Raw genomic sequence first — 12,766 nt, forward strand, 5'->3', positions numbered from 1 at the left:
GCTTTTTGACTTTCAGGGGGAGTTGTGTGGCTCAACTGAGACGGACAACAGGAAAGCTGTCGCTCGGGAGATGCTGAGCCAGCGTGTCCAGAGTCTGAACCAGTTCATTATGACTGGCAGCTGTGACATTAATATGACCCATTTTGCGCCCTGCCCTTTTTTCTTTGCCATACCAGTGAATATGGCAGCCCGGCAGTGCCAGTACATCAGTTGGAACCGTGTCTTCACCCAGAATGTTAATCATGACGGTACTGCGGATGGCCTTGGTATTCCCTAAGGGCAAATCGCACACGGCGCGTAAGTGATTTTCAAACTGGCAGGTATCGGCACCCTGTTGGGTCCAGTGACCGGAATTGTGCACCCGAGGCGCGATTTCATTGACCAGCAATGTTCCGTTTACATCAAAGAACTCAATGGCCAGCACGCCCACATACCCGAGGGTCTCTGCGACTGCATTGAACATGCCTTCTGCCTGCTGCTGTAAATCACCCTGTGTTTCCAGCGCCAGCGAGCGGCTGAGGACACCGTCGGTATGTACATTTTCCGTCAGCGGGTAGATGGCTGTGTCGCCGGCCTGATTGCGTGCACCAATCAGGGAGACTTCCCGCTGAAAGGGCACGAAAGCTTCTGCAACAATGGACTGCGCTGGCGCGTCGGCCAGAAATGCCGCAATGTCCTGCCAGACGGCCGGGATCTGGTCGGCCGTTTTCAGGCGCCACTGACCTTTGCCGTCATAGCCCCCGAGTGAGCTTTTCAGCACCAGCGGCAAGCCGATGTGCTGGGATGCTGCAACCAGATCCGTTTCTGCGTTGATCAGCTGATACCGGGCATTTGCCACGCCTGCCTGATCCAGCAGGGCCTTTTCAATCCGGCGATCGCCACCGGCTTTAATCGCTGCAGCACCGGGTTTCAGCTTGCCACTGGCTTCACAGGCGTCGAGCACATCGTGCGGTACATGTTCAAATTCAGCTGTGATCACATCGGCATAGCGGATGGCATTGTCCAGTCCGGAAAGAACCGGTGCCAGAGTGAGTGGATGAACAACCTGACCACTGGTTACGTCATAGGCGACAACATCGATATTCAGTGGTGCGCCTGCCAGTGCCATCATACGGGCGAGCTGACCTGCGCCTAATACCAGAACCTTTTTCATGCTCAGACTTCCTCAGATGGATCCGGTTGGCTGAGTACGGTTTCTGTTTGTGCTTTGCGGAAGGCATCAATGGCAGCCATCACGCCTGCATCTTGCGTGCCGATAATCTGTGCGGCCAGTAGACCGGCATTGGCCGCGCCAGCTTCCCCAATCGCCAGTGTGCCGACGGCCACACCTTTTGGCATCTGGACAATGGATAACAGTGAGTCCAGCCCTTTCAGGGCGCGAGACTGGACCGGAACGCCCAGTACCGGAAGGCTGGTATAGGCCGCTGTCATCCCCGGCAGATGCGCTGCACCGCCAGCGCCGGCGATAATGACGGAAATACCGCGCTCATGGGCGGTTTCAGCATATTCTGCCAGCAGATGCGGAGTCCGGTGCGCGGAAACCACCCGGGTTTCATACGCGATATTGAATCGCTCCAGCATCTCAGCTGCATGTTGCATGGTTGGCCAGTCAGATTTTGAGCCCATAATAATACCGACTTTCATCCCGAACTCCTTAGGGTTATGTGAATCAGGCACGAGGGTTTGGGGCGCATTATACGGAGATTTTTGTTTAAGGAAAACGTTTGCGTCGCGCTCTGGCGTCCAATGGGTGCAGTTCGCTGAGATTCGTTTAAAATAGCCCTCAGTTCATTTCAGCCGCTGCCAGCAGATATGGCCGGCGTTAACGCATTGAGGATCGTGTGGATAATTTAAGCCAAGTGGTCACCGCGCTGGAGCAAGGTGAAGTTATTGCCTACCCGACAGAAGCTGTGTTTGGTGTCGGATGTGATCCGGATAACCCGGAAGCCGTCAGTCGGTTACTGGCACTCAAACAACGCCCGGTGGAAAAGGGGCTGATTCTGATTGCAGCTGATTATGATCAGCTTGCCCCTTATATTGATGACAGCCAGCTAACGGAAGCGCAAAAAGCGAAGATTTTTGCGACCTGGCCCGGCCCGGTGACCTGGGTGATGCCAACCAAACCTGGCGTGCCTGCTTTTCTGACCGGGCAGTTTTCGACTATTGCCGTCCGGGTGACGGATCATCCGCTGGTTCAGCAGCTTTGCCGGACATTCGGCAAACCACTCACGTCAACCAGTGCCAATCTGACCGGTGAGCCGCCTTGCCGGAATGTGCAGGAAGTACAAGCACAGTTGGGCGCGCATTTGAAAACGATTTTGCACGGTGAGACCGGTGGCCGTGACAATCCATCCGAAATTCGCGATGCTGCCACAGGACAAATTTTCCGACAGGGATAAAGAACGCATGCAAGACGTCAATAAACACGCCGTGAAGGCGTTTCTCCTCGAACTCCAGGACAAGATTTGCCAGGCGCTGGAAGCGCAGGATGGCGAGGCCCGCTTTGTTGAAGACAGCTGGGAACGTGAAGAAGGTGGCGGTGGCCGCAGCCGGGTGATTCGCCATGGCGCGGTGTTTGAACAGGGCGGCGTGAATTTCTCCCATGTTTATGGCGCTCAGATGCCCGCATCTGCAACGGCACATCGGCCGGAACTGGCTGGTCGTCGTTTTGAAGCCATGGGCGTCTCTCTGGTCATTCACCCGAAGAATCCGCATATTCCGACGTCTCATGCCAATGTCCGCTTCTTTATTGCCGAAAAAGAGGGTGAAGATCCGGTCTGGTGGTTTGGCGGTGGGTTCGATCTGACCCCATTCTACCCGGTTGAAGAAGATTGTCGTCACTGGCATCAGGTCGCAAAAGATCTCTGCGCGCCTTTTGGTGAAGAGGTTTATGCCGAACATAAAGCCTGGTGTGATCGATACTTCTTCCTGCCCCACCGTCAGGAAACCCGTGGTGTTGGCGGCTTGTTCTTTGATGATCTGAATCAGTGGGGCTTTGAGAAAAGCTTTGCGTATATGCAGGCAGTGGGTCTGGGATTTCTGGATGCCTATCTGCCGATTGTTGAAAAGCGGGCCGCAACGCCGTTTGGTGAGCGTGAACGTGAGTTTCAGTTGTATCGTCGTGGCCGTTATGTTGAATTTAATCTGGTTTACGATCGCGGCACTTTATTTGGCCTGCAAAGTGGTGGCCGGACGGAATCGATTCTGATGTCCATGCCGCCGCTGGCGCGCTGGGAGTATTGTTACCAGCCGGAAGCCGATTCTCAGGAAGCCCGTTTGTATACATACCTCACCCCGCGTGACTGGTAATTATCGTTAGTTAAGGAAAATTTGCAGCCATGAGTCAGGACAAGGACCAGTATGCCGTTTTCGGCAACCCGATTGCCCAGAGTAAGTCCCCGTTTATTCACACACTGTTTGCACGCCAGACAGCACAGCACATGAACTATGAAGCGCAGCTGGTGCCTTTGGAGGCATTCCGGGCTGCGGCCGATCAGTTCTTTGCTCAGGGGGGCCGTGGCTGCAATATTACTGTGCCATTTAAAGAGCAGGCTTTTGCCTATGCAAACCAACTGACCGAACGGGCGCAATTGGCGGGTGCGGTGAACACGCTCAAGAAACTCGACGATGGCGGAATTCTGGGAGATAACACGGATGGTGAGGGCCTGGTGCAGGATCTCCTGCGCCATCATGTGGGATTCAATGAGAAACGGATTCTGCTGGTGGGTGCCGGGGGCGCTGCTCGCGGTGTGATTTTACCGCTGCTGGCTCAGCAACCGGCAAGCCTGACGATTACAAACCGGACCCTGACGAAAGCGGTTGAGCTGGCCGATTTATTTGCCCCCCATGGTGAGGTCTCTGCACTGGCACTGGAGGATCTGTCCGAGTCACAGCCTTATGACCTGATTATCAATTCAACGTCGGCCAGCCTCAGTCAGTCATTACCGGGTATTCCGGAGATATTGATTCACCCGGATGTGGTCTGCTACGACATGGTTTACGGACAAACGCAAACTACGTTTAATCAATGGGCAGCACAACTCGGAGCCAGTCAGGTCATCGATGGTCTTGGGATGCTGGTGGGTCAGGCGGCGGAAAGCTTTTTGTTATGGCGTGGCATACGCCCGGGTACCGAACAAGTACTGCGTGAACTGCGTCGTTCTCTTCAAACAAAATAAAAGAGTCATCATGAATCAGGATATATTGTTTGCTGATCTGCAAACCTGGGACAGCGAGCGCAAGGCCGTTTGCTTTCCGGCACAGCAAGCCGGAGCGTTGATCCGGTGCTGGGTCAGTCTTGCTTGGCTGGAAAATCAAGCGGGTTCTTCCCTGTCGGATGAGGCAGCCATACTGACCGCCTTTGCCGAATACCGCTTTGATCTGGAAGAGATGGCTGAATCTCTGATCGAAGAAGAAGCATTCAACGCCGCGGGAGACATTGAACTCGGCTGAACTTAGTCTGCTTCGGCCAGATATTCATTTTTGAGCCGAACATAGTTGTCAGCGGATTGTGGCAGAAAAGCCAGTTCAGCTTCTGTGAGGGGTCTGGCTTGTTTCGCCGGACTGCCCACATACAAATACCCGCTCTGTAAAATCTTCCCGGGTGGTACCAATGTCCCTGCCCCAATGATTACATCATCTTCAATCACCGCAGCATCCAGAATAATGGCACCCATCCCGACCAGAACCCGGTTCCCGACCCTGCACCCATGAAGCATGGCTTTGTGGCCAATTGTCACATCATCACCAATAATAAGAGGATGGCCATCAGGATTGCTGTCGCTTTTTCGGGTGACGTGTAGCACCGTGCCGTCCTGGATGTTGGTCCGCTCACCGATTCGGATGTGGTTCACATCCCCGCGCGCTGCAACGAGTGGCCAAATGCTGCTGTGATCGGCCAAGTGAATCTCCCCAACCAGCACTGCTGATGAGTCGACATAGACTTTTTCACCGAGTGTCGGGCGAATGCCTTGATAAGGTCGAAGTGAGTTTTGCATGGGGGTACCTCTTTTTGGGTGTGCAGACAGCGTTACTTTCAAGTTCAGCGGTGTTTATACCATCGAAAATTCGGTATGTTGCATGAATATTGTCCGTTTGATCAAGAATGATGAATTTATTTCAATTTGGCTATTGCCAACGTGATCGAACTCTCTATAATGCCGCCTCACCGACACGGAGGAACGGCAGAAAGCGGTTCGGTCCGGAGAGGTAAGCGGCAAGAAATTAAATTGAATAAAGTGTTTGACACTTCATTTTGATTCGATAGAATGGCCGCCCGTTTCGAGAGTTGAATCACAAGATTCAATGTGAAACAAAACGTTCTTTAACAATTTGACCATGCAATCTGTGTGGGCACTCGACAATGATACAGTCAAAAGATTTTATCAGTGAGCTGAGTGACCAATTGGTAGCACTTTCTTGAAAGAGTTACCGGCACAGTCAATTCGTTTCAACTTCGGTTGAAACATCAGTAATCACTGAGCCGCTTCTCTTCGGAGAGGCAACAAAATTCTAATTGAAGAGTTTGATCATGGCTCAGATTGAACGCTGGCGGCAGGCCTAACACATGCAAGTCGAGCGGCAGCGACATCAACAATCCTTCGGGTGCGTTGATGGGCGGCGAGCGGCGGACGGGTGAGTAATGCCTGGGAACATGCCTTAGTGTGGGGGATAACCATTGGAAACGATGGCTAATACCGCATAATCTCTACGGAGCAAAGCGGGGGACCTTCGGGCCTCGCGCGCTAAGATTGGCCCAGGTGGGATTAGCTAGTAGGTGGGGTAACGGCTCACCTAGGCGACGATCCCTAGCTGGTCTGAGAGGATGATCAGCCACACTGGAACTGAGACACGGTCCAGACTCCTACGGGAGGCAGCAGTGGGGAATATTGCACAATGGGGGAAACCCTGATGCAGCCATGCCGCGTGTGTGAAGAAGGCCTTCGGGTTGTAAAGCACTTTCAGCAGTGAGGAAGAGGTGGTGTTTAATAGATACCATCTTTGACGTTAGCTGCAGAAGAAGCACCGGCTAACTCCGTGCCAGCAGCCGCGGTAATACGGAGGGTGCGAGCGTTAATCGGAATTACTGGGCGTAAAGCGCATGCAGGCGGCGTGTTAAGCCAGATGTGAAAGCCCGGGGCTCAACCTCGGAATCGCATTTGGAACTGGCATGCTAGAGTCTTGTAGAGGGGGGTAGAATTTCAGGTGTAGCGGTGAAATGCGTAGAGATCTGAAGGAATACCGGTGGCGAAGGCGGCCCCCTGGACAAAGACTGACGCTCAGATGCGAAAGCGTGGGGAGCAAACAGGATTAGATACCCTGGTAGTCCACGCCGTAAACGATGTCTACTTGGAGGTTGGTGTCTTGAACACTGGCTTTCGGAGCTAACGCGTTAAGTAGACCGCCTGGGGAGTACGGTCGCAAGATTAAAACTCAAATGAATTGACGGGGGCCCGCACAAGCGGTGGAGCATGTGGTTTAATTCGATGCAACGCGAAGAACCTTACCTACTCTTGACATCCAGAGAACTTTCCAGAGATGGATTGGTGCCTTCGGGAACTCTGAGACAGGTGCTGCATGGCTGTCGTCAGCTCGTGTTGTGAAATGTTGGGTTAAGTCCCGCAACGAGCGCAACCCTTATCCTTGTTTGCCAGCACTTCGGGTGGGAACTCCAGGGAGACTGCCGGTGATAAACCGGAGGAAGGTGGGGACGACGTCAAGTCATCATGGCCCTTACGAGTAGGGCTACACACGTGCTACAATGGCGTATACAGAGGGCGGCCAACTAGCGATAGTGAGCGAATCCCACAAAGTACGTCGTAGTCCGGATTGGAGTCTGCAACTCGACTCCATGAAGTCGGAATCGCTAGTAATCGTGGATCAGAATGCCACGGTGAATACGTTCCCGGGCCTTGTACACACCGCCCGTCACACCATGGGAGTGGGCTGCACCAGAAGTAGATAGCTTAACCTTCGGGAGGGCGTTTACCACGGTGTGGTTCATGACTGGGGTGAAGTCGTAACAAGGTAGCCCTAGGGAACCTGGGGCTGGATCACCTCCTTACCTAAAGACTGCGTTGTTATCGCAGTGTCCACACAGATTGCTTGGTGAAATCGTTTAAAGAAAAGCAGAAAGCCTTAATGAATAGCATTCGCTATTGATTAAAGCTGTTTGCTTTAATGCTCTTTAACAATCTGGAAAGCTGACTAGTAATTCAATCGATATGACGATTGAATCAAACTGTTTCGAAAGAAACAGAGTTCTCAAGCAATACACATTCAAGTGTCTTGTGTTTTTTGTGTTCACCTTTCAAAAGTGAACACAAAGTGAGTCCGGCGAAACAAATCAAACCTTGGTTGTTTGCGATACAGACCCTTTGGGGTTGTATGGTTAAGTGACTAAGCGTACACGGTGGATGCCTGGGCAGTCAGAGGCGATGAAGGACGTACTAACTTGCGATAAGCGGTGATGAGGCAGTAAGAGCCACTTGAGTCACCGATTTCCGAATGGGGAAACCCAGCTGCATAAGCAGTTATCATCAGGTGAATACATAGCCTGGTGAGGCGAACCGGGGGAACTGAAACATCTAAGTACCCCGAGGAAGAGAAATCAACCGAGATTCCGGCAGTAGCGGCGAGCGAAACCGGATTAGCCCTTAAGCGTTTTTTGTGTCAGGTGAAGGCTCTGGAAAGTGCCGCGATACAGGGTGACAGCCCCGTAACCGACGATACCTTAAACGTGAAAACGAGTAGGACGGGACACGTGTTATCTTGTCTGAAGATGGGGGACCATCCTCCAAGGCTAAATACTCCTGACTGACCGATAGTGAACCAGTACCGTGAGGGAAAGGCGAAAAGAACCCCTGTGAGGGGAGTGAAATAGAACCTGAAACCGTGTACGTACAAGCAGTAGGAGCCCCATCACTAAGCTATTGCAGTTTAGTGACAGCAAGAACTTCAGTTTGACTGTGGTTAACAACGCGCAGCGTTGGTCAACACACAAAATCAAGCAGAGGTGGCTTAGTGATGGGGTGACTGCGTACCTTTTGTATAATGGGTCAGCGACTTAATTTCAGTAGCAAGGTTAACCATCTAGGGGAGCCGTAGGGAAACCGAGTCTTAACTGGGCGTACAGTTGCTGGGATTAGACCCGAAACCAGGTGATCTAGCCATGGGCAGGTTGAAGGTGAGGTAACACTTACTGGAGGACCGAACCGACTAATGTTGAAAAATTAGCGGATGACTTGTGGCTAGGGGTGAAAGGCCAATCAAACCTGGAGATAGCTGGTTCTCCCCGAAAGCTATTTAGGTAGCGCCTCGGACGAATACTACTGGGGGTAGAGCACTGTTAAGGCTAGGGGGTCATCCCGACTTACCAACCCTTTGCAAACTCCGAATACCAGTAAGTACTATCCGGGAGACACACGGCGGGTGCTAACGTCCGTCGTGGAGAGGGAAACAACCCAGACCGCCAGCTAAGGTCCCAAAGTATCACTAAGTGGGAAACGATGTGGGAAGGCTCAGACAGCCAGGATGTTGGCTTAGAAGCAGCCATCATTTAAAGAAAGCGTAATAGCTCACTGGTCGAGTCGGCCTGCGCGGAAGATTTAACGGGGCTAAGTGATACACCGAAGCTGCGGCAATGCGATTTAATCGTATTGGGTAGGGGAGCGTTCTGTAAGCGGCTGAAGGTGTGCTGTAAGGCATGCTGGACGTATCAGAAGTGCGAATGCTGACATGAGTAACGACAATGGGGGTGAAAAACCTCCACGCCGGAAGACCAAGGGTTCCTGTCCAACGTTAATCGGGGCAGGGTGAGTCGACCCCTAAGGCGAGGCCGAAAGGCGTAGTCGATGGGAAACGGGTTAATATTCCCGTACTGCTTACTATTGCGATGGGGGGACGGAGAAGGCTAGGTGGGCCGGGCGACGGTTGTCCCGGTTCAAGGGTGTAGGCTGATGGTTTAGGCAAATCCGGACCATCTTTAAGGCTGAGACCCGATGTCGAGCCACCACGGTGGTGAAGTCATTGATGCCATGCTTCCGGGAAAAGCCTCTAAGCTTCAGATAGTAAGGAATCGTACCCCAAACCGACACAGGTGGTCGGGTAGAGAATACCAAGGCGCTTGAGAGAACTCGGGTGAAGGAACTAGGCAAAATGGTACCGTAACTTCGGGAGAAGGTACGCTGCCGGCGGTGAAGAGACTTGCTCTTGGAGCTGCTGGCAGTCGCAGATACCAGGTGGCTGCAACTGTTTATTAAAAACACAGCACTGTGCAAAATCGAAAGATGACGTATACGGTGTGACGCCTGCCCGGTGCCGGAAGGTTAATTGATGGGGTTATCTTCGGAGAAGCTCTTGATCGAAGCCCCGGTAAACGGCGGCCGTAACTATAACGGTCCTAAGGTAGCGAAATTCCTTGTCGGGTAAGTTCCGACCTGCACGAATGGCGTAATGATGGCCACGCTGTCTCCACCCGAGACTCAGTGAAATTGAAATCGCAGTGAAGATGCTGCGTCCCCGCGGCTAGACGGAAAGACCCCGTGAACCTTTACTACAGCTTGGCACTGAACATTGACCCTACATGTGTAGGATAGGTGGGAGGCTTCGAAGCAGGTACGCCAGTATCTGTGGAGCCGTCCTTGAAATACCACCCTTGTCGTGTTGATGTTCTAACGTCGCCCCGTTATCCGGGGTGCGGACAGTGCCTGGTGGGTAGTTTGACTGGGGCGGTCTCCTCCCAAAGCGTAACGGAGGAGCACGAAGGTGGGCTAATCACGGTCGGACATCGTGAGGTTAGTGCAATGGCATAAGCCCGCTTAACTGCGAGAATGACGGTTCGAGCAGGTGCGAAAGCAGGTCATAGTGATCCGGTGGTTCTGAATGGAAGGGCCATCGCTCAACGGATAAAAGGTACTCCGGGGATAACAGGCTGATACCGCCCAAGAGTTCATATCGACGGCGGTGTTTGGCACCTCGATGTCGGCTCATCACATCCTGGGGCTGAAGTCGGTCCCAAGGGTATGGCTGTTCGCCATTTAAAGTGGTACGCGAGCTGGGTTTAGAACGTCGTGAGACAGTTCGGTCCCTATCTGCCGTGGGCGCTGGATGATTGAAGGGAGTTGCTCCTAGTACGAGAGGACCGGAGTGAACGAACCGCTGGTGTTCGGGTTGTGTCGCCAGACGCATTGCCCGGTAGCTAAGTTCGGAACAGATAACCGCTGAAAGCATCTAAGCGGGAAGCTGGCCCTGAGATGAGTCATCCCTGAGACTTTAAGTCTCCTGAAGGGCTGTTCGAGACTAGAACGTTGATAGGCAGGGTGTGTAAGCGTTGTGAGGCGCTCAGCTAACCTGTACTAATTGCCCGTGAGGCTTAACCATACAACACCCAAAGGGTTTGAAGTACGGACTCCATAAGCACTTGAATGATGTGCTGAGAACACTAGTCAGATTTCCATGATTGGAAAAGATTCCGCACGCTGTAGGTAGCGTAGGAATAAAGTGCGGCAGCAAGGCAAAGGCTGAATCGAGCGAAGGCGTGTACATGAGTACATAACTGAGTGAGAAAGGGCTTTAACGCAGCGGTCGTGCTTTAGGACAAGCGGAAGATTTTCACCAAATTTTGCCTGGCGACCATAGCGCTGTGGACCCACCTGATCCCATGCCGAACTCAGACGTGAAACGCAGCAGCGCCGATGGTAGTGTGGGGTCTCCCCATGTGAGAGTAGGACATCGCCAGGCTCTCTCTTTGAAAGGCCCGTCCGGCGACGGGCTTTTTCTTCGCTCGAACCCCGCCGGGGTGAGCGGAGTCAACACAGAGTTTTTTGCTTTTGACCGGGAATTCACCGGGATAAAAAAAGATGAAAATTTTGTCTTGACTTCAAATGAGGGAAGCGTAATATACGCGTCCTGACTTGCTGAAGCGAAACGCGCTAAAGTATTGAAAGTCAACGTTCTTTAACAATTTGACCATGCAATCTGTGTGGGCACTCGACAATGATACAGTCAAAAGATTTTATCAGTGAACTGAGTGACCAATTGGTAGCACTTTCTTGAAAGGGTTACCGGCACAGTCAATTCGTTTCAACTTCGGTTGAAACATCAGTAATCACTGAGCCGCTTCTCTTCGGAGAGGCAACAAAATTCTAATTGAAGAGTTTGATCATGGCTCAGATTGAACGCTGGCGGCAGGCCTAACACATGCAAGTCGAGCGGCAGCGACATCAACAATCCTTCGGGTGCGTTGATGGGCGGCGAGCGGCGGACGGGTGAGTAATGCCTGGGAACATGCCTTAGTGTGGGGGATAACCATTGGAAACGATGGCTAATACCGCATAATCTCTACGGAGCAAAGCGGGGGACCTTCGGGCCTCGCGCGCTAAGATTGGCCCAGGTGGGATTAGCTAGTAGGTGGGGTAACGGCTCACCTAGGCGACGATCCCTAGCTGGTCTGAGAGGATGATCAGCCACACTGGAACTGAGACACGGTCCAGACTCCTACGGGAGGCAGCAGTGGGGAATATTGCACAATGGGGGAAACCCTGATGCAGCCATGCCGCGTGTGTGAAGAAGGCCTTCGGGTTGTAAAGCACTTTCAGCAGTGAGGAAGAGGTGGTGTTTAATAGATACCATCTTTGACGTTAGCTGCAGAAGAAGCACCGGCTAACTCCGTGCCAGCAGCCGCGGTAATACGGAGGGTGCGAGCGTTAATCGGAATTACTGGGCGTAAAGCGCATGCAGGCGGCGTGTTAAGCCAGATGTGAAAGCCCGGGGCTCAACCTCGGAATCGCATTTGGAACTGGCATGCTAGAGTCTTGTAGAGGGGGGTAGAATTTCAGGTGTAGCGGTGAAATGCGTAGAGATCTGAAGGAATACCGGTGGCGAAGGCGGCCCCCTGGACAAAGACTGACGCTCAGATGCGAAAGCGTGGGGAGCAAACAGGATTAGATACCCTGGTAGTCCACGCCGTAAACGATGTCTACTTGGAGGTTGGTGTCTTGAACACTGGCTTTCGGAGCTAACGCGTTAAGTAGACCGCCTGGGGAGTACGGTCGCAAGATTAAAACTCAAATGAATTGACGGGGGCCCGCACAAGCGGTGGAGCATGTGGTTTAATTCGATGCAACGCGAAGAACCTTACCTACTCTTGACATCCAGAGAACTTAGCAGAGATGCTTTGGTGCCTTCGGGAACTCTGAGACAGGTGCTGCATGGCTGTCGTCAGCTCGTGTTGTGAAATGTTGGGTTAAGTCCCGCAACGAGCGCAACCCTTATCCTTGTTTGCCAGCACTTCGGGTGGGAACTCCAGGGAGACTGCCGGTGATAAACCGGAGGAAGGTGGGGACGACGTCAAGTCATCATGGCCCTTACGAGTAGGGCTACACACGTGCTACAATGGCGTATACAGAGGGCGGCCAACTAGCGATAGTGAGCGAATCCCACAAAGTACGTCGTAGTCCGGATTGGAGTCTGCAACTCGACTCCATGAAGTCGGAATCGCTAGTAATCGTGGATCAGAATGCCACGGTGAATACGTTCCCGGGCCTTGTACACACCGCCCGTCACACCATGGGAGTGGGCTGCACCAGAAGTAGATAGCTTAACCTTCGGGAGGGCGTTTACCACGGTGTGGTTCATGACTGGGGTGAAGTCGTAACAAGGTAGCCCTAGGGGAACCTGGGGCTGGATCACCTCCTTACCTAAAGACTGCGTTGTTGACGCAGTGTCCACACAGATTGCCTGGTTAAAATGTAAAGAGCGCAAGAGA

General features: G+C 52.7%; 7 protein-coding genes and 4 rRNA genes. 8 read left to right on the forward strand and 3 right to left on the reverse strand.

Annotated features, from left to right (window positions below):
- Positions 1 to 31: 31 nt before the first annotated feature.
- Both KDD30_RS16160 and purE read right to left on the reverse strand, forming a co-directional pair.
- Positions 32 to 1,153, reverse strand: a complete 1,122-nt coding sequence (locus KDD30_RS16160; protein WP_211646742.1) for a 5-(carboxyamino)imidazole ribonucleotide synthase — start codon at positions 1,151 to 1,153, stop codon at positions 32 to 34.
- A 2-nt stretch (positions 1,154 to 1,155) separates the two neighbouring features.
- Positions 1,156 to 1,644 carry a 5-(carboxyamino)imidazole ribonucleotide mutase gene (purE, locus tag KDD30_RS16165; RefSeq protein ID WP_211646743.1) on the reverse strand — a complete coding sequence of 163 codons (489 nt, stop codon included), beginning with the start codon at positions 1,642 to 1,644 and terminating at the stop codon, positions 1,156 to 1,158.
- Positions 1,645 to 1,841: 197 nt separating this feature from the next.
- On the opposite strand from purE, the gene tsaC reads away from it, so the two are divergent.
- Genes tsaC through KDD30_RS16185 form a run of 4 tightly spaced genes read left to right on the forward strand, consistent with a single transcriptional unit; the run spans position 1,842 to position 4,452 of the window.
- Positions 1,842 to 2,399, forward strand: a complete 558-nt coding sequence (gene tsaC, locus KDD30_RS16170) for an L-threonylcarbamoyladenylate synthase type 1 TsaC (RefSeq protein ID WP_211646744.1) — start codon at positions 1,842 to 1,844, stop codon at positions 2,397 to 2,399.
- Between the two features lie 7 nt (positions 2,400 to 2,406).
- Positions 2,407 to 3,309: an oxygen-dependent coproporphyrinogen oxidase gene (hemF, locus tag KDD30_RS16175; RefSeq protein WP_211650115.1), complete on the forward strand. Its 903-nt coding sequence runs from the start codon at positions 2,407 to 2,409 to the stop codon at positions 3,307 to 3,309.
- A 29-nt stretch (positions 3,310 to 3,338) separates the two neighbouring features.
- A complete protein-coding gene (aroE, locus tag KDD30_RS16180) occupies positions 3,339 to 4,178 on the forward strand; it encodes a shikimate dehydrogenase (RefSeq protein ID WP_211646745.1) in 840 nt (279 codons plus the stop codon).
- A 10-nt stretch (positions 4,179 to 4,188) separates the two neighbouring features.
- A complete protein-coding gene (locus tag KDD30_RS16185) occupies positions 4,189 to 4,452 on the forward strand; it encodes a DUF1488 domain-containing protein (RefSeq protein WP_211646746.1) in 264 nt (87 codons plus the stop codon).
- A 2-nt stretch (positions 4,453 to 4,454) separates the two neighbouring features.
- Here KDD30_RS16185 and KDD30_RS16190 read toward each other — a convergent pair whose 3' ends face one another.
- Positions 4,455 to 4,997 (reverse strand): gamma carbonic anhydrase family protein, encoded by a 543-nt coding sequence (locus tag KDD30_RS16190; protein ID WP_211646747.1) that lies wholly within the window; start codon positions 4,995 to 4,997, stop codon positions 4,455 to 4,457.
- Between the two features lie 515 nt (positions 4,998 to 5,512).
- On the opposite strand from KDD30_RS16190, the gene KDD30_RS16195 reads away from it, so the two are divergent.
- The 4 genes from KDD30_RS16195 (at position 5,513) to KDD30_RS16210 (ending at position 12,697) form a co-directional block, all read left to right on the forward strand.
- Positions 5,513 to 7,063, forward strand: a 16S ribosomal RNA gene (locus KDD30_RS16195).
- A 325-nt stretch (positions 7,064 to 7,388) separates the two neighbouring features.
- Positions 7,389 to 10,380: ribosomal RNA gene (locus tag KDD30_RS16200) — 23S ribosomal RNA — on the forward strand.
- A 244-nt stretch (positions 10,381 to 10,624) separates the two neighbouring features.
- Positions 10,625 to 10,740, forward strand: a 5S ribosomal RNA gene (rrf, locus tag KDD30_RS16205).
- A 405-nt stretch (positions 10,741 to 11,145) separates the two neighbouring features.
- A 16S ribosomal RNA gene (locus KDD30_RS16210) occupies positions 11,146 to 12,697 on the forward strand.
- Together the 16S, 23S and 5S rRNA genes form the textbook arrangement of a ribosomal RNA operon.
- Positions 12,698 to 12,766 lie beyond the last annotated feature (69 nt).

The sequence above is a fragment of the Photobacterium sp. GJ3 genome, from assembly GCF_018199995.1.
Taxonomy (GTDB): Bacteria; Pseudomonadota; Gammaproteobacteria; order Enterobacterales; family Vibrionaceae; genus Photobacterium.